This window comes from Micromonospora sp. USAFONa4 (assembly GCF_057197825.1).
Genome location: NZ_CM170072.1, coordinates 5,546,814 through 5,569,633, shown reverse-complemented (window position 1 = coordinate 5,569,633; position 22,820 = coordinate 5,546,814). Strand labels below are relative to the sequence as shown.

The window sequence follows — 22,820 nt, the reverse complement described above, 5'->3', positions numbered from 1 at the left end:
GGCCGGCCCACCACGACGGGAGAGACGATTGACTATCCGGGTGAACCGCAGGACCGCGCTGGGACTGGGCACGGTGGCCACGGCGGGAACGGTGCTCGGCGCCGCCACGCCGGCGTCCGCCGCCCCCGAGGTCGCCGAACCGGCTCCGGCGACGCCCGGGCAGGCCGCCCGCCGGGTGGCCGCGATATACGAGCGGCAGACGGTGGCAGCGGGCGGCAACTGGCAGGCGTACGTCAGCGTCGCCGACCCGGCCGGCCCCCCGGTGGTGGCCGTGTCCGACGAGCCGGACCGGCGCATCGAGGCGTACAGCGTCAACAAGATCGCGGTCGCCGTGGCGGTGCTCGACAAGGTCGACCGGGGACTGCTGACGCTCGACCAGCGGGTCGAGGTGACCGAGGCGATCGTGGTGCCCGGCGGGGACGGCATGTTCAGCCTCGACGGGGCGTACCCGAGCTTCGTGACGCTCGGGCACGTGCTGGCCAACCTGCTGACCGTCTCCGACGACACGGCCGTACGACTGTGCGGCCTGGTCTGCCCGGCCGCCGAGCTCAACGCGATCCTGCGCGGCAAGGGCTTCCCGAACACGCAGGTGCAGCCCGTCGCCAACCCCAACCGGTTCTTCCTCGGCACCAGCACCCCCCGGGAGACCCACGACCTGCTGCGCGCGCTGGTGGCCGGCACGCTGCTCTCGCCGGCCGGCACGGCGTTCGTGCTGCGGCTGCTGCGCGCCCCCGTCGCGTACACCGACGGGATCCGGCGGGTCATGTCCTCGACCGAGCGGGCCCGCGTCGCCACGAAGGCCGGCTGGTTCGCCGACGCCCGGCACGAGGCCGGGGTGATCTTCGACACGGCGGGCGCGCCCGTGCTGACGTACGCCCTCTTCGCCGACGGGCAGGCCGAGCCGGCCGACTACGGCGCGACGCACCCCGCCGTCGAGGCCCGCGCCCGGATGGGCCGGCGCTTCCTGGCCTCGGTGGACCGCCTCACCGGCACCGGCGTCACCCACCGGCCGACCGCCCAGCGGCCCAGCAACGGCGGCTGAGCCGCCCCGCGACGTGCGGGGCCCGCCGACCCGGCAGGCCCCGCCGACCTTCCGCCGGTCCCCTGGTGGCCGGGCTACCGTGTACGACGGGACACCGGCGGAGGGACGACGATGGGCGCAGCACCGCAACGCGCGGGACTCGACCGGGCACTCGGGCGGCGGCTACGCGGGGCGGCCGGGCTGGCCGCACTCGCCGGGCTCGCGTGGGTGGCCCGGGACGTGCCGGCGGCGCTCGGCGGCCGGCTCACCGGCGCCCGCGCGGAGCGGGCCGCCCGCTCGCCCCGGTTCCACGACGGCGTCTTCCGCAACCCGGGCGGCTCCCGCTCGATGGCCGGCACCCCCGACCGCAACCTCGTCCGTGAGCTGATCTTCGGCAAGCAGAAGCGCCGGCCGAGCGTCGCCGTGCCGCTGTCGCGCCCGGGCGCCGCCCCGGCCACCGACGCCGGGCGTGAGCTGAACGTCGTCTGGTACGGCCACGCCTCCGCGCTGATCGAGATCGAGGGCCGCCGGGTGCTGCTCGACCCGGTGTGGAGCGACCGGTGCTCCCCGTCGACCCTGGTCGGCCCGCGCCGCCTGCACCAGCCGCCGGTACGCCTCGACGAACTGCCCCCGGTCGACGCGATCCTGATCTCGCACGACCACTACGACCACCTCGACATGGCGACCGTCCACGCGCTGACCGCCCTGCAGTCGGCGCCGTTCCTGGTGCCTTTGGGCGTGGGCGCGCACCTGGACCGCTGGGGCGTACCGGCCGGGCGGATCGTCGAGCTGGACTGGGAGGAGAGCCACCGGCTGGCGGGGCTGGAGATCACGGCCACCGCCGCACAGCACTTCTCCGGCCGGGGGCTGCGCCGCGACGGGACGCTCTGGAGTTCCTGGGTGGTCGCCGGCGCGCACCGCAAGGTCTTCTACACCGGCGACTCCGGCTACTTCGACGGCTACGCCGAGATCGGCGAGCGGCACGGGCCGTTCGACGTCACGCTGGTGCAGATCGGGGCGTACGACCGGGCCTGGCCGAGCATCCACATGTTCCCCGAGGAGGCCGTCGCCGCCCACCTCGACCTGCGCGGCGGGCTGCTCCTACCGGTGCACTGGGCGACGTTCAACCTCGCCCTGCACGACTGGTCCGAGCCGGTGGACCGGATCTGGGCCGAGGCGAAGGCCCGGGACGTGCGCCTCGCCGTGCCCCGCCCCGGCGAACGGGTGGTGGTGGACGACCCGCCGGCCGTCGACGGCTGGTGGCAGGCCGTCGCCTGAGCGCCCTCAGAGGACGAAGGCGTCGGTCCAGAGCGCCCCGGAGCGGCCCGACAGGGCGTCCAGCATGGCGACCGCCTGGCCGTCGGTGAGCTGGGCGACGAAGTCGACGATCGCCCGCCCGCGGGCCTTGCCGATCCGGTCCGGCGTACGCGGGTGCAGCTCCGCCTCGGCCAGCTCCACGAGGTCGTGCAGGCGGCGCGGCAGCCGGGACTCCTCCTCGGGGTCGAGCAGCCACTCCAGCAACGCCTCCACCAGGGTGCCCAGCAGCCGGGCCTGCCCGCGCTGGTGCAGGGCCAGGTCCGGCCGGGCCAGCACGAACCGGTGGTGGACGAACTTGAGCACCTGCACCTCGTGCCACTGCGCGGGGGCGAGCAGCACGTGGCCGGAGCGGACCGCCGGCTGCTCGACGACGGTGATCGCGTCGACGAAGCGGGTCGTCCACCGGGCGGAGAACCGGGCCACGTACTGCTCGGCCTCGATGGAGCCGTCGAAGGGCATGGCGAGCAGCCCCTCCACCAACTCCTCGCGGACGTGCTCGACGGCGGCGGCGAACGCCTCGTCGTCGGCGATCCAGGCGTCCTTGCGGTGCAGTTGCCGGCGCAGCCGCTCGATCGCCGAGCCGGGCCGGCGGGCGGCGGCGGCCAGGGCCGCGTCGGTGATGGCCCGGAAGTGCCCGCTCTCGCGCTGCCAGGCCATCAGCTCGGCGGCCACCGCGCCCTGCTGGAGCACCCCGACCCGGTAGAAGTCCTCCACGTCGTGGATCGCGTACGCGACGTCGTCGGCGGTGTCCATGATCGACGCCTCGGGGGTCTGCTGCCAGTCCGGGATGCGCCCCACGAACGGCTCCCGGGCCTGCCGCAGGTCGCCGAGCTCGGTCCGGTACGCCCCGAACTTCGACGAGCCGCTGTCCGGGTCGTCCGGCGGCGGGGTGGCGCCGCGCGGCGGCGGGTCCAGCAGCCGGGGGTGCGGGTCGGGATGGTCCAGCCGCGTCCACGGGTACTTCAGCAGCGCCGCCCGCACCGCCGCCGTGAGGTCCAGGCCGGTGGTCGCCGCGCCGCGGATCTCGGTGCTGGTGACGATCCGGTACGACTGGGCGTTGCCCTCGAACCCGTCGGTCAGGCCGAGCCGCTGCCGGGCCAGCCGGTCCAGCACCCGCTCGCCCAGGTGCCCGAACGGCGGGTGGCCGAGGTCGTGCGCGAGCGCGGCGGCCTCCACCACGTCCGGGTCGCAGCCGCCCAGCTTCTCCAGCAGGTCGCGGTGCGCCTCGTCGGCGGTGAGCCGCTCGGCGATGGCGCGCGCCACCTGCGCCACCTTGAGGCTGTGGGTCAGCCGGTTGTGCACGAGCAGGCCGGAGCCGCCGGGGCTCACCACCTGGGTCACGCCGTTGAGCCGGGCGAAGAACGGTGAGGCGACGATGCGGTCGCGGTCGGCCCGGAACGGGCTGGTGGCGAGGTCGCCGAGCGCCCGGGCGCTGCCGCCGAAGAGCCGCCGGGCGCGCGGGTCCACGGGATTTTCCATGATCGCCACGCTAGCGCAGCGGGCGGCGTCGCGGGCGGGGCGGTGCAAGGAAGGGCCCCTTCCTCTACCGCAGGCGACAGGAGGGGGCCCTTCCTTACACCGCCGGCAGCGGTGGGAGGGGTGGGCGGCACGCCGGGGCGGGGGCGGCGACGGGCGTCGGTGCGGGCCGGCACAATGCAGGGCGGAACCCACACCGAAGGCGGATCGAGATCGTGACCCTCTCTGTTCATCAGCGGATCGCCGACGAGCTCGGCGTCGCCGAGCGCCAGGTACGGGCGGCCGTGGAGCTGCTCGACGGCGGCGCCACCGTGCCGTTCATCGCCCGCTACCGCAAGGAGGCCACCGGCCTGCTCGACGACACCCAGCTGCGCACCCTGGAGGAGCGGCTGCGCTACCTGCGCGAGCTGGACGAGCGGCGCGCGGCGGTGCTGGAGTCGATCCGCGGTCAGGGCAAGCTCGACGAGGCCCTGGAAGCGCAGATCATGGCGGCCGACTCGAAGTCCCGCCTGGAGGACATCTACCTGCCGTACAAGCCCAAGCGCCGCACGCGGGCGCAGATCGCCCGCGAGGCCGGGCTGGAGCCGCTCGCCGAGTCGCTGCTGACCGACCCGGGCCAGGACCCGCGCCAGGCCGCCGCCGGCTTCGTGGACGCGGAGAAGGGCGTGGCCGATGCCGCCGCCGCCCTGGAGGGCGCCCGCGCCATCCTCATCGAGCGCTTCGCCGAGGACGCCGACCTGATCGGCACGCTGCGCGAGCAGATGTGGTCGCGGGGCCGGCTGGCCTCCCGGGTACGCGACGGGCAGGAGTCGGCCGGCGCGAAGTTCGCCGACTACTTCGACTTCGCCGAGCCGTACCCGAAGCTGCCCTCGCACCGGATCCTCGCCATGTTCCGGGGCGAGAAGGAGGGCGTGCTCGACCTGACCATGGAGCCCGAGGAGGCTGGCGAGGCCGACGCGGTGGTCACCGGGCCGAGCCGCTACGAGGCGGCGATCGCCGGGCGGTTCGGCATCACCGACCAGGGCCGGCCGGCGGACCGGTGGCTGACCGACACGGTGCGCTGGGCCTGGCGTACGCGGATCCTCATCCACCTCGGGGCGGACCTGCGGATGCGCCTGTGGCAGGCGGCCGAGGAGGAGGCGGTGCGGGTCTTCGCGACCAACCTGCGTGACCTGCTGCTCGCCGCGCCGGCCGGCACCCGGCCCACCATGGGGCTGGACCCGGGCCTGCGTACCGGCGTGAAGGTCGCCGTCGTGGACGCCACCGGCAAGGTGGTCGCCACCGACACGATCTACCCGCACGAGCCGCGCCGGCAGTGGGACGCCTCGATCGAGACCCTCGCCCGGCTGGCCGGGGCGCACGGCGTCGAGCTGGTCGCCATCGGCAACGGCACCGCCAGCCGGGAGACCGACAAGCTCGCCGGCGAGCTGATCAAGCGGTACCCGCAGCTCAACCTGACCAAGGTGGTGGTCTCCGAGGCCGGCGCGTCGGTCTACTCCGCCTCCGCGTACGCCTCCCAGGAGCTGCCCGGGCTGGACGTCTCGCTGCGCGGCGCGGTCTCCATCGCGCGCCGCCTGCAGGACCCGCTCGCCGAGCTGGTGAAGATCGACCCGCGCTCGATCGGGGTCGGCCAGTATCAGCACGACCTGTCGGAGGTGAAGCTGTCCCGGTCGCTGGACGCGGTGGTGGAGGACTGCGTCAACGCGGTCGGCGTCGACGTCAACACCGCCTCCGCGCCGCTGCTGACCCGGGTCTCGGGCATCGGCGCCGGGCTGGCGGAGAACATCGTGCTGCACCGCGACGCGAACGGTCCGTTCCGCACCCGGTCGGAGCTGAAGAAGGTCGCCCGGCTCGGACCGAAGGCCTTCGAGCAGTGTGCCGGCTTCCTGCGCATCCCCGGCGGTGACGACCCGCTGGACTCCTCCAGCGTGCACCCCGAGGCGTACCCGGTGGTCCGCCGGATCCTGTCCACCACGGGGCAGGACCTGCGGTCGCTGATCGGCAGGAGCGCCATCCTCCGGGGGCTGCGGGCCACCGACTTCGTCGACGACACCTTCGGCCTGCCCACCGTCACCGACATCCTCGCCGAGCTGGAGAAGCCGGGCCGCGACCCGCGGCCGGAGTTCCGCACCGCCACCTTCGTCGAGGGGGTGGAGAAGATCGGCGACCTGGTGCCCGGCATGGTGCTGGAGGGCGTGGTGACCAACGTGGCCGCGTTCGGCGCGTTCGTGGACGTCGGTGTGCACCAGGACGGTCTGGTGCACGTCTCGGCCATGTCTCGGACCTTCGTGAAGGACCCGCGCGAGGTGGTCAAGTCCGGCGACGTGGTCCGGGTCAAGGTGCTCGACGTCGACGTGCCCCGCAAGCGGATCTCGCTGACCCTCCGGCTGGAGGACGACGCGGAGGCGGGCACCGGGCGCGGCGGCCCGGACGGCGGGCGCCGCGAACGCGGCGGGCAGGGCGGACCGCGCGGCGACCGGGGCGTCGCGCGGGGCGAACGTGGCGGGCAGGGCGGCCAGCCCGGCCCGGGCGGTGGACGCGGTGACCGGGGCGCGCAAGGCGCCCAGGGCGGCGGGCGCGGCGGTCAGTCCGGGCAGGGCGGCGGGCGCGGCGGGGCGCAACGGCAGGGCCGTGGCGGAGCGGGATCCGCGCCGGCCAACGACGCCATGGCGGACGCGCTGCGCCGGGCCGGACTGGCCTGACGCGCCCCGGGCCGGACTGGCCTGACGCGCCCCGGGCCGGACTGGCCTGACACGGCCCACGCCCGGAGCGACGCGGCACGCAGGGTCTGGAATCCGGCCAGGGTCCAGGCCACCTGGCCGGACTCCGGGGCGGCGCGGGACGCACGCACGACGCTGTCGAGCTGATGTCGTAGACGATTCGACGACGGTTCAGGCAACCGCCTGATGCCGCAGACGACTCAGCTCGACAACGTCGTGCCGACCTGTCGCCTGCGCACCTGCTGACGACCATCAGCCCCCGGCGGTGCGCGCATGTCGACCGACCGGGCCGGCGGCAGGGCGCGGTGGTGCTCCCGGAACTCGCCACCCGACGGGCCGGACCGGGGCGAGGCGTGCGCCGGTGCGTCCCCGAGACGCGCCACCGCCAGACCGGGCCGGCGGGGGCACGCCTGAGCTTCCCGGAACTCGCCCACCGACAGACCGGGCCGGCGGCGTGGGTCTCGCGGTGGTGCTTTCCGGTGGCGGGCGGTGGGGCGTACCGTCGCGGTCGTGGATCGGGGCGACGGCCTGGAGTGGCGGGAACGGCAGCGGCAGGCGGTGCGGGCGCACGCGGCGGCCGACGAGCGCCGGCGGGCGGCCGAGCACGCCGAGGCGGCGGAGCTGGTCGGTTGGTTCGTCGCCGAGGCGACCCGGCGCGGTCTGCCCACGGAACGGCTCACGGCCCGAGGGCTCGACGGGCGCGGCAGCTACCGGACGGGGCTGCGCGGCTGGTACGTCGACCGGGCCCGCACCAGGGCCGTCGACGTCGACGGGCGGTTCCACCTGCTGACCGTGGCCGGCGGCCCGCGCGCCCTGCTGTTCGGAGTCGAGCCCCAGCCGAGTCCGCCGCCGCTCGTGGTCGGCGCGGGTGGACGCGACGGCGAGTCGATCCCCCTGCGCACGCTACTGGTCCGCCGGCTCGAAGGCGGCGACGCGACGCCCTGAGCGTAGGCAGGCTGGACGCGACGCCCTGAGCGTAGGCAGGCGGGAGCGCCGGACATCGGCAGGCGGGAGCGCCGAGCATCGGCAGGCGGGAGCGCCGAGCATCGGCAGGCGGGTGCGGGTGGCAGCGGCCAGGCGGGTGGGCAGCGGCCCGCCGGGGGCGGAGGGCTGGCCGGCCCTGCGCGTTCGCGGGCGGCTGCGACCGGCCGGCTGCGGCCCACATGCCGCCCCACCAGGACCGCGACGCGGGCAGGTCGAGGGGCACGTCTTCGGCGTCGGGCCGCGTCCTGACGGGCCGTTGCGCGGTTGACCTGTCGGGATCGACGGCGAGTGTCGCGTTTTCACGCCGCTGGCGTGTTCGCCCCTGTTAGAACGTGTTTGTCAACTGGTGCCCGACTCTGCCCTGGAGGTCGAAGCCTTGCCTGGTTCCGTGGACACGCCGGGAAGAAGCCTCGCGGAGCGGCCCCGACCGGAGGCCCTGAAGCGGGCGATCGACGTGCTGGCGACCGTGGTGCTGCTGGTGCTGACCGCGCCACTGGTCCTCGTCGTGGCGGTGCTGGTGGCGGCGGGACTCGGTCGGCCGGTGCTGTTCCGGCAGCCCCGCGTGGGGCGGCACGGCCGGGTGTTCGAGCTGGTCAAGTTCCGCACCATGCTCCCGCCGGATCCGCTGCGGGGACGGGTGCGCGACGGGGACCGGCTGACGCCGCTGGGGCGCTTCCTGCGCTCCACCAGCCTGGACGAGCTGCCGACGTTGTGGAACGTGCTGCGCGGCGACATGAGCCTGGTCGGCCCCCGGCCCCTGCTCACCGAGTACCTGCCGCGCTACTCCCCCACCCAGGCCCGCCGGCACGAGGTCAGGCCGGGCGTCACCGGGCTGGCCCAGGTGCGTGGCCGCAACAGCCTGGGCTGGGAGGAGAAGCTGGACCTGGACGTCTGGTACGTCGACCACCGCAGCCTGCGGCTGGACCTGTCGATCCTCGCCGCGACCGTCCGCACCGTGCTGCGCCGGGAGGGTATCTCCGCGGCGGGCTCGGCCACGGCGCCCGAGTTCCTCGGCACGCCCCCGCCCGCCCCCGCAGCGCCGGGACCGGACGCCACCCTCACCGTCCCCGCCGGAGGTGGCCGATGAGCGGGACCATCCACCTGTCCCCGCCCGACGTCGGGCCGCTGGAGGAGTCGTACGTCGTCGCGGCCCTGCGGTCCGGCTGGGTCGCGCCCGTCGGCCCGGACCTCGACGCGTTCGAGCGCGAGGTCGCCACGCGGGTGGGCACGCGAGGGGCCGTCGCCGTGAGTTCCGGCACGGCGGCGCTGCACCTGGCGCTGCTCGGAGTGGGAGTCGGGCCCGGGGACGCCGTCATCGTGCCGACGCTGACGTTCGTGGCGAGCGCGAACGCGGTCCGCTACGCCGGTGCCCGGCCGGTCTTCGTCGACTGCGACCCGCACTCCGGGAACGTCGACGTGGCCCTCGTGGACGAGCTGATCCGGGCACTCGTCCTGCGGGGACAGCGCGTCGGCGCGGTCGTCCCCGTCGACCTCTTCGGCAGCTGCGCCGACCACACCGCGCTGGCCCCGGTCTGCGCGGCGGCGGGCGTACCGGTGGTCGAGGACGCCGCGGAGGCCCTCGGCGCGACCCATCACGGCCGGCCCGCCGGCTCCTTCGGACAGGTGGGCATCCTCTCCTTCAACGGCAACAAGATCATGACCACCTCGGGCGGCGGGATGCTCGTCTCCGACGACACGGCCCTGCTGGCCCGGGCCCGGTTCCTGTCGACCCAGGCCCGCGAGCCGACGCCGCACTACGAGCACCGCGAGACGGGCTACAACTACCGGCTGAGCAACCTGCTCGCCGCGTTGGGCCGCGCCCAGCTCGTCCGGCTGGACGGGATGATCGCCCGCCGCCGGCACCTGCGCGACCAGTACGCCAAGCTCTTCGCCCCGATCCCGGGCGTGCGGCTGCTCGGCGTGGAGGACCCCGGCTCCAACTGCTGGCTGACCACCATCGCGGTCGACCCGCAGCGGGCCGGCTGGCGGGCCGCCGACCTGGCCGCCCACCTGGCGGGGCGGGACATCGAGACCCGCCCGGTCTGGAAGCCGATGCACCTGCAACCGGCGTACGCCGACGCCGAGTGCCTCCTCACCGGGGTGGCCGAGCGGCTGTTCGCCGACGGGCTGGCCCTGCCCAGCGGCAGCGCGATGAACGAGCGCCAGGTCGGCCTCGTCCTCGCCGCCGTCGACGAGTTCCTGGCGGCCCGCACGGGAGGGTCGACGGCGTGACGGTCCCGCTGGTGGTCGTCGGCTGCGGCGGGCACGGCCGGGAGGTCCTCACGATCGCGCGGGCGATGGACGTCGCCGCCGGTCGGCCACGCTGGCGCCTCCTCGGGTTCGTCGACGACCGGCCCTCCGAGGAGAACCTGAAGCGGGTGCAACGGCTCGACGTGCCCTATCTCGGCGGGGTCGCCTGGCTGCGCGACGCGCCCCCGGACGCGCACCACGTCATCGGGATCGGCGACCCGCGCGTGCGGCGGGCGGTCGCCGCCCGGGTCGAGGCGTACGGCACGCCGGCGGCGAGCCTCGTGCATCCGGCGGCGACGATCGGGCCGGACACGGTGCACGGCCCGGGCCTCGTCGCCTTCGCCGGGGCCCGGGTCACCACCAACGTCACGCTCGGCCGGCACGTGCACCTCAACCAGAACGCCACGGTCGGGCACGACTGCACCCTCGCCGACTTCGTCTCGGTCAATCCGCTGGCCGCCGTCTCGGGCGACTGCCACCTGGCGGAGGGGGTGCTGGTCGGCACGACGGCGGCCGTGCTGCAGGGCCTGCGGGTGGGCCGGGACAGCACCGTGGGGGCGGGCGCCTGCGTCGTCCGGGACGTGCCGGACGGTGTCGTGGTCAAGGGCGTGCCCGCCCGTTGACCCGACGAGCCCTCCGCCCCACGGACGAAAATTCGGTCATCAAACCCGAAAGTCCCCAAAAATCATGTTCGGGCATGTATCAACCTAAAGAGCCTAAAAGCTCCTTTCGCCTGTAGCGGAAGCCCTCGGAGACGGACAGGGAGCACAGATGCCGCCCGAAGCAGAGGCCACCCGACTCGGTGAACAGAGTTCACACCGGGCCAGGGCGCGTCGCCGCACCATCGGATTCCTCGCCACCGACAGCACCGCCTGGATCGGTGGGTTCACCGCAGCGGTCTGGTTCCGTTACGAACTCGACCTGGCCTCCGGCCAGCTCGCGCGTGCCGCCACCTGCGGCGCCCTCGCCGCCGTCGTGCACGTCGCCGTCGCGGCGGTCCGCCGGATCTACTCCGGACGCCACCCGCTGGGCAGCCTCCAGGAGGTGCAGGGGGTCGCGGGCACGGCGGCCACCACGGCCGCGATCATGCTGATCGGGCTGCTGCCGGCCGGCGTACGACCGGTGCCGGCGAGCACGCCGCTGGTCGGTGGCGCCCTGGCGCTGCTGTTCATGCTGACCGCCCGGTTCACCTACCGGCACCGCCGCGACCTCGCCATGCGGCCCGACGCCCGGTCCTCCAACCCCGTGCTGCTCTTCGGGCTCGGCGACGCCGGGCAGGGGCTGCTGCGGGCCATGCTCGGCGATCCGCGTGGACGCTACCGGCCCGTGGGCGCCCTCGACGACGACCCCGACAAGCGGGACCTGCGCATCGGCGGCGTACGCGTGCTCGGCGGCCGTCAGGACGTGGCGGCGGCCGTACGGCGCACCGGCGCGACGACGGTGATCTTCTCCGTCGCCAACGCCGACGCCGCGCTGATCCGGCAGATCCGCGAGGCCACCCTCCGGACCGGGGCGACGTTCAAGGTGCTGCCTCCGGTCCGGGACCTCGTCGACCACCGGATCACCGTCACCGACGTCCGCGACGTGCAGATCGACGACCTGCTCGGCCGCCGGCAGGTGGTCGCCGACATGGCGTTGAGCGGCAATGGGCTCAGCGGCCGACGGGTTCTCGTCACCGGCGCCGGCGGCTCCATCGGCTCGGAGCTGTGCCGGCAGCTGATGAAGGCGGACCCGGGCGAGCTGATGATGCTCGACCGCGACGAGTCGGCCCTGCACGGCCTCCAGATGTCGCTGACCGGCCGGGCCATGCTGGACGGTCCCGAGCTGATCCTCGCCGACCTGCGCGACGACGAGGGCATCCGGCGGATCATCCGCGAGCGCCGGCCGGACGTCATCTTCCACGCCGCCGCCCTCAAGCACCTCACACTGCTGGAGCGGCACCCCGGCGAGGCGGTGAAGACGAACGTCTGGGGCACCCTCTCGGTGCTCGACGCGTGCCGCGACGTGGCCCGCTTCGTCAACATCTCCACCGACAAGGCGGCCGACCCGATAAGCGTCCTCGGCTACTCGAAGCGGATCACCGAGCGGCTGACCGCGCACGCCGCCTCCCGGTTCCCCGGCACCTTCCTCAGCGTCCGCTTCGGCAACGTGCTGAGCAGCCGCGGCTCGGTGGTGACCGCGTTCCAGCGGCAGATCGAGCTGGGCCACCCGCTCACCGTCACCCACCCGGAGGTGACCCGCTACCTGATGACGGTGCAGGAGGCGGTGCACCTGGTGTTGCAGGCCGCCGAGATCGGCCGCGACGGGGAGGCGCTGGTGCTGGACATGGGCGAGCCCGTCCGCATCGCCGACCTGGCCCGGCAGCTGGCCGAGCAGGCGGAGAGCGGCGTGCCGATCGTCTACACCGGGCTGCGCCCCGGCGAGAAGCTGCACGAGGACCTGTTCGGCACCGGCGAGACCGACACCCGGCCGCTGCACCCGCTGGTGTCGCACGTGGCGGTGCCCGCCCTGGACCCGATCGAGGTCAGCGGGCTCGACCCGTACGACGATCCGGAGAAGGTGGCCGCGCAGCTCGCCGCGCTCTGCGACCACCCGGTCGTGCCGATCCCCCGCGCCTCGGTGCAGGTGCCGTTGTCCCGCTGAAGCGCCACACGGTGAGGGCCGGCGACCGGGATGCTCCGGTCGCCGGCCCTCGCGGTACGGCTCAGCGGCGGATGCCCGCCCAGTCGTGGTGCCGGCGGACGGTGGAGAGGATGAAGTCGACCACCCGGCGGGAGGTGTCCGGGACCCGGTAGTCGACGGGGCACGGCACCCCCTGGGCGGCCACCTGGGCCACGGTGACCTCGACCGCCTCCACGACGCCCTGCGGGTCGAGCCCGGTCATGATGATCCCGCCGGCGTCCAGCGCCTCGGGGCGCTCGATCGACTCGCGCAGCGTCACGGCGGGGAAGCCGAGGATCGCGGCCTCCTCGCTGATCGTGCCGCTGTCGGAGAGCGTGCAGAACGCCCTCGTCTGCAGGTGCACGTAGTCGAAGAGGCCGAACGGCTCGTGGAACGCGATCCCGTCGAGGGCGGCGGCGTCGGGCGCCAGCGCCTCCAGCCGCTTGCGGGTACGCGGGTGCGTGGAGACCAGCACCGGGTGCCCCCACCGGTCGCGGACGGCCCGGAGGCAGTCGAGCAGGCGCTGGAGGCGGTCCGGCTGGTCCACGTTCTCCTCGCGGTGCGCGCTGACCACGAAGTACCGGCCGGGCGCGAGGTCGAGCTGGCGCAGGACGCCCGACGCGGCGACGTCGGCGCGGTAGTGCTCCAGCACCTCCCGCATGGGCGAGCCGGTGTGCAGGATCCGGCGCGGGTGCAGCCCCTCGGCCAGCAGGTTGCGCCGCGCGTGCTCGGTGTAGACGAGGTTGAAGTCGGCGACGTGGTCGACGAGCCGCCGGTTGGTCTCCTCGGGGACGTTGAGGTCGAAGCAGCGGTTGCCGGCCTCCATGTGGTAGACGGGCACCCGCATCCGCCGGGCCATCAGCGCGGCGATGCAGCTGTTGGTGTCGCCGAGCACGAGCAGCGCGTCCGGCCGCGTCTCGGCGATCGCCGCCTCCATGCCGACCAGCACGCCGCCCAGCACCCGGCCGAGCGACGAGGTGTCCACCCGCAGGAAGCGGTCCGGCTCGCGCAGCCGCAGCTCCTTGAAGAAGACGTCGGAGAGGGTGCTGTCCCAGTTCTGCCCGGTGTGCACCAGCAGGTGGTCCACGGTGTCGTCGAGCCGGGCGATCACCCGGGACAGTCGGATGATCTCCGGTCGGGTGCCGACCACCGTCATGATCCGGGTCATGCCCGTCCTCTCTCTGCTGCCAGCTTGGTCATGATGTCCTCGAACTGGTCCACGCCCACCCGCAGCGACATGCGCTCCTGGTAGACCCGTCGGGCCCGCCGACCCAGTTCCGCCCGGGCGTCCGCGGACTCGGCCGCCGCGACGGAGAAGCGCGCGGCGAGCGCACGCCAGTCCCCCGGCGGGGAGACGAGGCCGACCCCGGCCGAGCGGACCAGGGCCGCGGCGTCGCCGCCCACCGACGCGATCACGGGACTGCCGCAGGCCAGCGCGGCCTGCAACTTCGACGGGATGCTGCCGCGCAGCGCGGGCAGGTCGCGCAGGCAGACCAGCTGCCAGTCGGCGGCGGCGTACAGCGCGGCCATCCGTTCGGCGGGCCGCCGGCCGACGAACCGCACGTTGTCGGCGCCGAGATCCGCGGCGAGCCGGCGCGCGGCCTCCTCGCCGGCGCCGGAGCCCACCAGCACCAGGTCGATCCGGTCGCGCACGACGGCCGCCGCCCGGATCGCGGTCTCGATCCCCTGCAGCAGGCCGATGTTGCCGGCGAACATCACCGTGCAGCGCCCGCGGTGGCCGAGCGCCGCGCGGGCCTCGTCGGTGGCCGGCACCGGCCGGAACAGCGCGTCGTCGGTCCAGTTCCACACCACCCGCACCCGGTCCGGGTCCGCGCCCCGGGCCACTACCAGGTCGGCCATCGCCGGCGAGATCACCACCACGGCGCCGGCCAGGCGGTACGTCGCGCGCATCAGGGCGGCGACGCCGCGCTCCAGGACCCGGCCCGCCCGGCCGGCGGGCGCCATGCCCGAGCCGAGCACCGACTCCGGCCACAGGTCCTGGACGTGCAGCACGATCGGCGTACGCCGGGCCAGGCGGACCAGCGCCGCCGCAGCCGCGGAGGTGGGTGGCGGGTGGTAGACGTAGGTAACGTCGACGCCTCCCAACCAGCGAACGCCGCCCAGCGCGCTGCTGGCCCCGAAGGACAGGTGGCTCAGCGCGCGCCGGGCGGCGGACGTGTCGTGGCTGGGATAGGCGGGCACCCGCCGCACGGCGACCGGCCCGTCGGCCTCGACGTGTCGCCAGCGCTGCCGCCAGCCGGGGAAGATCCGGCCGTGCGGGTAGCTCGGGAAGGTGGTGAGCACCCGCACGTCGTGGTCGCGCTCGGCCAGTTGCCGCGCCAGGTTGCCGGGGATGAACACCCCTTCGGGCGGGTACCACTGGCTGACCAGGCCGATCCTCACGTGGCGGCCACGGCGCGCTCCGGCCGGCCCGTTTCCACCGGCTCGGGCCAGGTGTCCGGCCGGTCCGGGTCGAACAGCTCGTTCGTCCAGAACATGGTGACCAGGTCGTCGCCGCCGGTGTTGACCAGCTTGTGCGCCCACATGGTGGGCATGTCCACGAGCGCCGGCTCGTCGCCGGAGACCGCGAACCGCACCACCCCGGTGTCCCCGACCCGGCGCAGGCTGATCTCCGCCGTGCCACGCAGCACGACGAAGCGTTCCACCTTGGCCAGGTGGAAGTGCTCGCCCCGGGTGATGCCGGGGCGGGTGGTGGAGCAGAAGGTCTGGCCGCCTCCCCCGTGCGTCCGGACCGTCTCGACCAGCTCGCCCCGGGCGTCCGCCCGGCGCGGCAGCGCCAGCGGGTAGTGCGCCGGGAAGCAGTGCGATCGGTAGGTGTTGAACAGCCGCACGTCGTGCCGGTCCACCAGGGCCGGCAGCTCGCCCGTGCGGTAGGTGGCGGCGACGTCGGCGAGCCGGTCGGCGAGGGCCCGTACGCCGGTCCGCAGCGCCGGCATGGCGGGGTCCCACGAGCCGCCGGCCGGGACGCCGACGAGCCGGGCCGCCGCGTCGGTGACGTGCACCAGGCTCAGCTCGCGGTCGCCGTGCACCTCCGGCAGCCCGCCCTCGGCGAGCAGCCGGCAGAACGTCGCGACCGCCGAGTTGTAGTACGGCCGGCCGTGCTCGCCGTACAGGTTGGGCAGCAGGACGTCGTCGAACGGCAGGCCCGTGTCGGCCAGGATGCCGGCGGCGGCGGCCTTGGCGTCGCCGTAGGGGGTGCCGTTGCCGGCCTGCACCGAGTTGGCGAAGACCATCGCGCCGGGTGGCGTCGGGCAGTGCTTGAGGCCCTGCGCGAGCTGGGCGGCGAGCTGCACGTTGCCGGCGGCCACGTCGGCCGGCTCGCCCCGGTTGACCCCGGCCAGGTGCAGCACGCGGTCGACGCCGTCGAGCTTCGCCGCGACCCGCTCCGGGTCGGTCAGGTCGGCCCGGGTGACGACGACCGGCTCCGGCCGCCCGAGGACGCGCAGCAGCACCCGCACGTGCCAGCCGAGGAAGCCGCCGGCGCCGGTGACGGCCAGCCTCAGCACGCCAGCACCGGGTCCCGCAGGGCCAGCTCCGCGCGTACCTCCGGCAGCGTCCTCAGCAGCTCGACGATCTCCGGTACGCCCAGCCGCGGCGCGTTGGCGGAGTTGAAGTCCTCCCGCGGCCCCCGGCCCAGCTCGCCCTCGGAGACGTAGAGCGCGTAGTTGAGGTCGCGGGCGTCCAGCGGCACCCGGAGGAAGTCGCCGAAGTCGTCCGCCTGGGCGAGTTCCTCCCGGCTGGCCAGCGTCTCGTCCTGCTTCTCGCCGTGCCGTACGCCGATCACGTCGAGCTTGGCGGGCACGTCGAAGAGTTCGCAGACCGCCTCGGCCAGGTCGCCGACGGTGCAGGCGACGGCCTTGCGGATGAAGATGTCGCCGGGCCGGGCGTGCTGGAAGGCGTGCTCGACCAGCTCCACCGAGTCGTCCAGCGACATCAGGAAGCGGGTCATCCCCGGGTCCGTGACGGTGGGCGCCCGGCCCGCCTTGATCTGCTCGATGAACAGCGGGATCACCGAGCCGCGCGAGTACATGACGTTGCCGTACCGGACGCAGGAGACCGTGGTCGCGCTGTTCGGGTTGTTCCGCGCGTGCGCCTGGGCGACCTTCTCCATCATGGCCTTGCTCATCCCCATCGCGTTGACGGGGTGGACGGCCTTGTCGGTGCTCAGCACGACCACGGAGCCGACGCCGTTGCGCTCCGCCGCCTCGACGACGTTGGCGCTGCCCAGGACGTTGGTCCGCACCGCCTCCAGCGGGAAGAACTCGCACGAGGGCACCTGCTTGAGCGCCGCCGCGTGGAAGACGTGGTCGATCCCCCGGCTGGCCCGCAGCACCGAGTCGTAGTCGCGCACGTCCCCGACGTGGTAGCGGACCCGGTCGTCGCCGAGCTGCCGGCGCATGTCGTCCTGCTTGGCCTCGTCGCGGCTGAGCACCCGGACCTCGCCGACGCCGCGGTCGAGGAGGCGGCGGACCATCGTCCTGCCGAAGGAACCCGTGCCGCCGGTGATGAGGACCCGGCGGCCGTTGGTCGAATACGTCACTGGTTGCTCCCCGTCTCGGTTCTGGGATCGCGACGGCCGCGCCGCAGGTCACGAGGCGGCGGTCACACCTCCCGCAACGAGCCGGGCCAGGTCTGGAAACGGCAAAACAGGACGAACGGACAGTGTCCGCTTCACTGCCCGGCACTCGCACCACCGCAGGTCGCCACTGCGCCGCATCGGCAGCTCCATTCGGCGAAAAGGGCAAATTGCCCTATTGCGGGCTGCTATAACACCAGTCAGCAGGCCGGTGGCAGCACCACGCCGAGTGTCTCGACAGGCAGCGGCTGTGGTGAACGGACAGCACCGGGGTCAGTGGAACCACCACGTCGGGAGGCACCCGACGGACCAGTACCGATACGGGGGCACCAGCCGTGACCATGACGACAGCGGTCCGGGAGGGGCAGCTCCGGTCGATGACGGAAGCGACGGCGCCGTCCTCGGGAACTCAGGCCGCCCCCGGGCGCCAGAAGCCGATCCACCTCTGGCTGCCACTGCTGATCGCCGCTGCCTGGATGCTCGGAACGTTCGGACTGTTTTGGACCGGTGCCCTGGCGGAGCAGGTGCCGAATCCCGCTCGGCTGTGCCTCTTCGTGTTCGCCGCGACCGCCGCCTTCGCCACTGGCTACGTCGTGCGCGTCCGGCGCCGGGCGGGGAGCACGGCCGGGACTGTGAATCCGCTGGCAGACGAGCGACGGGCCCGGCAACTGGTCGTGGCGAGCGCCGTCTACCACCTTGCCCTCGGCGCGGCCCTCCTCCTCGAGTACGGCGCCAACGGGCCGGGCGACATCGTCGCCAGCCTCCAGGATCCGGCGCAGGCCTACGCCAACAAGTTCGCGGTATACCAGGACCAGCAGGACAGCGGTCGGGTCAATCCGGCGGTCCAGGTGCTGACCCTGCTCGGGGTCCTAGGTGCCGCGCTGGTCCCGCTGCTCGTCATCCACTGGCGGCGGCTGTCGGGTGGCATCCGGCTGCTCGGGCTCACCGGTACGGGCGTCTACGCGCTCTTCTTCCTCTACATCGGCACTCTGAAGGGCCTCGGGGACTTCGTCGTCATGATCGCCGCCGGCCTGCTCGTGTCCGCCGCTCGCGACGGTGACCGAGCGCGATCGAGGATCCGACGGGCAGCACGACGGCGGTCACTGACGATCATCGTCGTCGTCACGGCCCTGTTCTGCGCGTACATGGTCAGCAGCCAGGCGGACCGGGTGAGCCAGTTCGGCACCCAGGACCGGGTCCGCCCGAACCCCACGGTCGAACGGGTGGTCGGGTCGCATCTCGCCACCGGTGTAGCCGCGCTGGTCATCTACCCAACACACGGCTACCTGGGATTGGCCTACAACCTGGAGACGCCGTTCGTCTGGTCGCGCGGGCTCGGTAGCACCCCGGCGGTCGCCTCGTACGCGGAGCAGTACCTCGGCGCCGACACCGCCCGCCATCCCTCGTACCCGGTCCGAACGGAGAGCCGAACCGGATGGCCGGCGGGCATGTACTGGTCGACCATCTATCCCTGGCTGGCCTCGGACCTGACCTATCCGGGAACCGTGCTGTTCATGGCGCTTCTGGGCTGGCTCTTCGCCGCCATGTGGCTCGGCGCCACCCGGTCCCGTCGGATCCTGCCGACGCTGCTCTTCGTCCAACTCTGCCTGCTCGTTGCCTACATCCCGGCCAACAACCAGTTGGGTCTGTCCCGTCCCACGGTGATCGGCCTGGCCACCCTGCTGGTCGTCATGGTCTGGCTCACGGTTCGACGACACGTACGCCTGGCGCGGTGAGCACCACCTCGAATCCTCTGCATCGTTGACCCTCCCGAGACGGACAGGGCCGGCGGCGACCCGTCGTTCGACGCGTGGGTGTGCCTGCGGCCCCGCACACCCCGACCCGAACCGGGCGGGCCCGGCCGGCCGCCGCCTGCGGGAGGAGATTCGCCGTGAGTCGACGGTACGACGCGCACGGGTCCGTGCTGGGCCGCTCGGGGACGAGGACGGCCGGCGTCGCGGCGACGACCCGGGCCTCTCTCCACCTGACCCGCGCAGCCGGGCCCGCACACGCCGCGCCGGAGGAGACGCGGTGGAGGTTGGCCTGGCTCGGCGTACCGCCGCTCGCCGTCGCCGCCGCCCTCGCGCCCGTCGACCCCGGTCTGGTGTTCGGATTCGGGCTGTGGTTGGCCGGGTTCGCGCTGATCGGCAATGGTCGGCTTCCCCGGCTCGGCCCCCTGGACCACCTGGCGCTGCTGCTCTGCGGATGGGCCACCGCGTCGTTGATGTGGACCCGCGACGTGGCCGCCAGTCAGGTCGCCGTGCATGCCTGGTGGACCGTCGCGCTGCTCATGATCGCCGCCCGACACGTGCTGACCACTCGGCGGCGGCTGCTGGTGGTGGCCGGCGCCCTGCTCGCTGGCACGGTCTGGACAGCGGTCCGGCTCATCCTCGCCGGCAACATCGACGAACCCGCACTACGTGTCGGTCTGGATGGCGTGGGGATCAACTACACCGCCTACGCGCTGACCACCGGCACCCTCGTGTGCGTGATGCTCCTGGTCGCCCGGGTCGGAAACCGACTCGTCCGAGTCGGGCTCTGGACGCTCTTCCCGCTGTTCGTCCACGCGACCGTGCTGACCGGAACCAGGGCGACCCTCATCGCCCTCGCGGCCGTTGCCGGCTACCTGCTCGTCACCCTGCTGTATCGGCACGCCTGGGCCTGGTCGGTGGCGTTGTCGGCTCTCCTGCTTGTGGTCGTGCCCTTCGGACATCTCAGCCGGCATCGTCCGGATTGGCTGGACAGCGTCTTCAACAGACCGCTGGACGACCTCTCCGGGCGGCTGCTCGTCTGGCCGATCGCAGAGGCGTCCTTCTGGGAATCACCGCTGGTGGGCATCGGTGTGGGGGCGTTCCCGAGCACCAATCCGTACCTGGGGATCGGCGCGCACTCGCTGCTGCTCACTCTCGGCAACGACGTTGGCCTGGTGGGAATCGTCGTCTTCATCGCGATGATCAGTCAGGTGATCCGGAGTGCCAGACCGACATCCGCACGCAGCAACGGCCTCCTGGTCGGAGTCCTGGTCGTCGGGTGGACGCCAATCTGGCTGAGCGGACACTGGGAGATCTCACCGTTCGCGTGGATGGTGCTCGCGCTCTGGTCCCGACTGCCCGTGGCGCTGGCCCTGCCGCGCGGCGGTCGACGTCGACGCCGGCGCTCCGACCCGCCCCTGCCGAGGCGACCGGTGCCCCGCCGGGCGATCAGCGTGCGTGCCGGGTATCCCTGACGGTCTGAGCCCGGTACGGGACTGCGCCGCCAGGAAGTCGCGCATCCGTCGCCCCTGCGCCGCCGGACCACGAGTCTCCTGGACGAAGTCGGCGCCACCGAGCCCGATCCGGGCGCGCTCCTCGATGGGCAGCCGCAGCGCCCGGTCGACGGCTTCCCGCAGCCCTTCGGCCGTGTCGACGTCGGCGAAGACCAGCCACGGCGCGTAGTCCTCCGGAATGCCCGGAAGCCGGGTCGTCACAACCGGGACGCCGGTGGAGAGGTACTCGATGAGCTTCGACGGGAAGGACCAGCGCACGAAGTCCTGTCCGACCGGCCGGGGGTTCACCAGCACGGCGGCCCGGGCCAGCCGCGGCAGCAGCGCGTGCCGCGGCAGCAGTTCAGGCGGTGCGATACGGGAATCGAGAACCGCCTGGTCGCGGAGCCACTCGTCGAGTTCGCCCCGGCCGTACACCCGCAGCCGTAGATCACTACCCGGCAGCCCTCGGAACGCCTCGATCAGGCGGTCGACGCCGTACGCCCGGGTGAGTCCGCCGGCGTACACGATCTCGCGGGTCCCGGGTGCGGCCGGTGCCCGGTCGGTGGCGCCGGACCCGGCGCCAACCGGGTTGAATATGCCCTCCATGACGAGCCGGGGCAGGTCCGGGGCGAAGTCCTCGGCGAGCGCGTCGGTCAGCGTGACCACTCCGGAGCAGCGGGCCAGCGCGGCGCGGACCAGGGCCCGATCCAGTCGACGCAACGACCGGACCAGCCGGCCGTCCGTGGGCAGGACGACGCTCGGCGGGTCGGTCAGCACCGGGACCACCCGTACGCCGAGGCGACGTCCACGCAGTGCGCCGAACCAGAGGAAGGGCGAGTGCACCCCGTGCACCAACAGCACGTCCGCCTCCTGCTGCCGCAGCACCCGGGTGCCGCTCCGCCACACGTTCACGAACCGGGTGAGGTGTTTCAGTCCGAGCGCGTTGACGAAGCCGAGCAACTGCCCGTCCACCCCGTCCTGCCGGAACGTCCCAGAGCGGAACAGGAACTGGCGGTTGCCGGGCCAGTTGGACACGGGAGCCGTCGAGAGCAGATGCACGGGGCAACCCGCCGCACGCAGGCTGCGGGCCAGGCCCCAGGCAAAGGTGTGCGTCTGGACGGGCATGATCGTGTCCCGGCCCATGATCTGATCGAAGAGGTCGTCCGGCACGGTGAAGCCGAGCAGGACGACCCGGACCTGGCCGCCGTCGGGGGCGCTCACCGGCGCAGCATCCGACCGTAGACGCCGTCGAGCGCCCGGAGCATCCCGTCGAGGCTGTAACCTTCGCTGACGACCTTCCGACCCAGTTGCCCCAGGTGGTGCCGCTCCGCCGGGTCGGCGAGCAGCCCCGCCAACGCCGCCGCCAGAGGCTCCGGATCCCCCGCCGGCACGAGGCGGCCACCGCCGGAACGCAGCACCTCCACGTTGCCGCCCACCGCTGACGCGATCACCGGCAGTCCGTACGCCATCGCCTCCAGCAGCGCGTTGGACAGGTTCTCGTGCAGTGTGGGGAAGACGAAGATGTCCGCTGCGGAGAGCAGCTCCGGCACGTCCAGCCGGTTACCCAGCATCCTCACCTCGGTCCCGGCCGCACCGGCCAGTGCCGCCACGATTCCGGCCCGGTCCGGTCCGTCACCGGCGACCAGCAGGACCCGCCGGCCGCCGGCGACCGGCAGCCGGTGCAGCGCGTCGGCGAGGACCCTGTACCCCTTCTCCCAGGTCAGCCGGGCCACCGCGATCATGGCCACGTCGTCGGGATGGAGACTCAGTTCGGCGCGGACCCGGTCGCGGGCCGCCGTAGGGTCGGGCGGCACCGGGACCCCGTTGGGGATGACACCGACGAACTTCCCGGCGTACGGACGCAGGAAGTCCCGTCCGGCGGCGTACTCGCAGACGGTGGCATAGTGGCTGGCCATGCGCAGGGTCGCTGGCTCGGCGCCGTGCGTCAGCAGGCGACGCCGCCAGCCTCGGCCGCCCTGTCGCAGGTCACGGACCGTGCCGTGCACCGTGACGAGGATCCTGGTGCAGCCGGCCAGCCGGGCGGCGAGGACGCCGTGGAAGCCCTCGTTCTGCAACCCCCGCACGTGCACCACGTCCGGTCGCGCCCGGCGGAGCAGGCGCACCCACTCGCGCAACAGCGTGGCGTCGACGCCCCCGTTGCCCGCGCTCTGGTGCATGCGCACGAACTCGTAACGCTCGGCCAGCGGCGAGGCGAGCACCCGCTGCACGGCGGTCAGCGGGCCGTTGGCGCCGGGACGGCCGGCCGAGTGCTGCACGACGACCGGTCGGGACCGGCCGCGCGGCGGGGACGGCCGGTCCCTACCGACCGGCGGGGCGGATGGCTCCACGGACACTCCACTTCGACCTCGGCGGCACCGACCGGCTGCGCGGTCGTTGGTGACAGTGAGAGTGCGTAGAGTAACACCGACAATCGCCCTGATAGGTGTTTATGTGGGCAAGGCGGAAGGATGGCATGGAAGAGCAGGAGTCGCCCACCATTTCGGCGCAGATCCGAGGAGATCGGAGTGAGGTCCTGCCGAGACTGATGGT

At 73.5% G+C, this 22,820-nt stretch carries 16 protein-coding genes and 1 pseudogene; 10 read left to right on the top strand and 7 right to left on the bottom strand.

The window, feature by feature from the left end; translation table 11 throughout:
• The first annotated feature begins 40 nt into the window (after positions 1 to 40).
• Both AC0OO9_RS24485 and AC0OO9_RS24480 read left to right on the top strand, forming a co-directional pair.
• Positions 41 to 1,042, top strand: a complete 1,002-nt coding sequence (locus AC0OO9_RS24485) for a serine hydrolase (protein WP_484512667.1) — start codon at positions 41 to 43, stop codon at positions 1,040 to 1,042.
• A gap of 111 nt (positions 1,043 to 1,153) precedes the next feature.
• Positions 1,154 to 2,299, top strand: a complete 1,146-nt coding sequence (locus AC0OO9_RS24480; protein WP_484512665.1) for an MBL fold metallo-hydrolase — start codon at positions 1,154 to 1,156, stop codon at positions 2,297 to 2,299.
• A 6-nt stretch (positions 2,300 to 2,305) separates the two neighbouring features.
• Here the strand turns inward: AC0OO9_RS24480 and AC0OO9_RS24475 are convergent, their stop codons facing one another.
• The gene (locus AC0OO9_RS24475) at positions 2,306 to 3,817 is read right to left on the bottom strand and encodes a deoxyguanosinetriphosphate triphosphohydrolase family protein (protein ID WP_421458116.1); all 1,512 of its coding nucleotides are present in this window, start codon (positions 3,815 to 3,817) and stop codon (positions 2,306 to 2,308) included.
• 212 nt (positions 3,818 to 4,029) lie between these two features.
• Here AC0OO9_RS24475 and AC0OO9_RS24470 point away from each other — a divergent pair, with 212 nt between their 5' ends.
• From AC0OO9_RS24470 to AC0OO9_RS24445, 6 genes are all read left to right on the top strand, one after another.
• The gene (locus AC0OO9_RS24470) at positions 4,030 to 6,516 is read left to right on the top strand and encodes a Tex family protein (RefSeq protein ID WP_484512663.1); all 2,487 of its coding nucleotides are present in this window, start codon (positions 4,030 to 4,032) and stop codon (positions 6,514 to 6,516) included.
• A 528-nt stretch (positions 6,517 to 7,044) separates the two neighbouring features.
• A complete protein-coding gene (locus AC0OO9_RS24465; RefSeq protein ID WP_484512661.1) occupies positions 7,045 to 7,479 on the top strand; it encodes a hypothetical protein in 435 nt (144 codons plus the stop codon).
• A 415-nt stretch (positions 7,480 to 7,894) separates the two neighbouring features.
• Positions 7,895 to 8,605 carry a sugar transferase gene (locus AC0OO9_RS24460; RefSeq protein WP_484512660.1) on the top strand — a complete coding sequence of 237 codons (711 nt, stop codon included), beginning with the start codon at positions 7,895 to 7,897 and terminating at the stop codon, positions 8,603 to 8,605.
• Entirely contained in the window at positions 8,602 to 9,750 is a 1,149-nt protein-coding gene (locus tag AC0OO9_RS24455; protein ID WP_484512658.1) for a DegT/DnrJ/EryC1/StrS family aminotransferase, read from the top strand. The genes AC0OO9_RS24460 and AC0OO9_RS24455 overlap by 4 nt, the downstream gene beginning before the upstream one ends.
• On the top strand, positions 9,747 to 10,391 hold the full coding sequence (locus AC0OO9_RS24450; protein ID WP_132235840.1) for an acetyltransferase: 645 nt from the start codon (positions 9,747 to 9,749) through the stop codon (positions 10,389 to 10,391). The genes AC0OO9_RS24455 and AC0OO9_RS24450 overlap by 4 nt, the downstream gene beginning before the upstream one ends.
• A gap of 148 nt (positions 10,392 to 10,539) precedes the next feature.
• Positions 10,540 to 12,411 carry a polysaccharide biosynthesis protein gene (locus AC0OO9_RS24445; RefSeq protein WP_484512656.1) on the top strand — a complete coding sequence of 624 codons (1,872 nt, stop codon included), beginning with the start codon at positions 10,540 to 10,542 and terminating at the stop codon, positions 12,409 to 12,411.
• A gap of 61 nt (positions 12,412 to 12,472) precedes the next feature.
• Here the strand turns inward: AC0OO9_RS24445 and wecB are convergent, their stop codons facing one another.
• From wecB to AC0OO9_RS24425, 4 genes are read right to left on the bottom strand one after another with little or no spacing between them, the layout of a single operon-like run.
• On the bottom strand, positions 12,473 to 13,597 hold the full coding sequence (gene wecB, locus AC0OO9_RS24440) for a non-hydrolyzing UDP-N-acetylglucosamine 2-epimerase (protein WP_132235836.1): 1,125 nt from the start codon (positions 13,595 to 13,597) through the stop codon (positions 12,473 to 12,475).
• Positions 13,594 to 14,832 (bottom strand): glycosyltransferase family 4 protein, encoded by a 1,239-nt coding sequence (locus AC0OO9_RS24435; protein ID WP_484512654.1) that lies wholly within the window; start codon positions 14,830 to 14,832, stop codon positions 13,594 to 13,596. The genes wecB and AC0OO9_RS24435 overlap by 4 nt, the downstream gene beginning before the upstream one ends.
• Complete coding sequence (locus AC0OO9_RS24430; RefSeq protein WP_484512652.1) at positions 14,829 to 15,956, bottom strand: polysaccharide biosynthesis C-terminal domain-containing protein; 1,128 nt, start codon at positions 15,954 to 15,956, stop codon at positions 14,829 to 14,831. The genes AC0OO9_RS24435 and AC0OO9_RS24430 overlap by 4 nt, the downstream gene beginning before the upstream one ends.
• Positions 15,950 to 16,990, bottom strand: coding sequence for an SDR family NAD(P)-dependent oxidoreductase (locus AC0OO9_RS24425; RefSeq protein ID WP_484512650.1), 1,041 nt, complete (start codon positions 16,988 to 16,990; stop codon positions 15,950 to 15,952). Before AC0OO9_RS24425 ends, AC0OO9_RS24430 begins: the two co-directional genes overlap by 7 nt.
• A 377-nt stretch (positions 16,991 to 17,367) precedes the next feature.
• Here AC0OO9_RS24425 and AC0OO9_RS24420 point away from each other — a divergent pair, with 377 nt between their 5' ends.
• Together AC0OO9_RS24420 and AC0OO9_RS24415 are read left to right on the top strand one after the other, a co-directional pair.
• A complete protein-coding gene (locus tag AC0OO9_RS24420; RefSeq protein WP_484512648.1) occupies positions 17,368 to 18,762 on the top strand; it encodes a hypothetical protein in 1,395 nt (464 codons plus the stop codon).
• A 155-nt stretch (positions 18,763 to 18,917) separates the two neighbouring features.
• Complete coding sequence (locus tag AC0OO9_RS24415; protein ID WP_484512646.1) at positions 18,918 to 20,252, top strand: O-antigen ligase family protein; 1,335 nt, start codon at positions 18,918 to 18,920, stop codon at positions 20,250 to 20,252.
• A 114-nt stretch (positions 20,253 to 20,366) separates the two neighbouring features.
• Here the strand turns inward: AC0OO9_RS24415 and AC0OO9_RS24410 are convergent.
• Both AC0OO9_RS24410 and AC0OO9_RS24405 read right to left on the bottom strand, forming a co-directional pair.
• A pseudogene (locus tag AC0OO9_RS24410) lies at positions 20,367 to 21,395 on the bottom strand (glycosyltransferase family 4 protein); the annotation flags it as partial.
• 92 nt (positions 21,396 to 21,487) lie between these two features.
• Entirely contained in the window at positions 21,488 to 22,618 is a 1,131-nt protein-coding gene (locus AC0OO9_RS24405; protein WP_484512644.1) for a glycosyltransferase, read from the bottom strand.
• Positions 22,619 to 22,820: the final 202 nt, after the last annotated feature.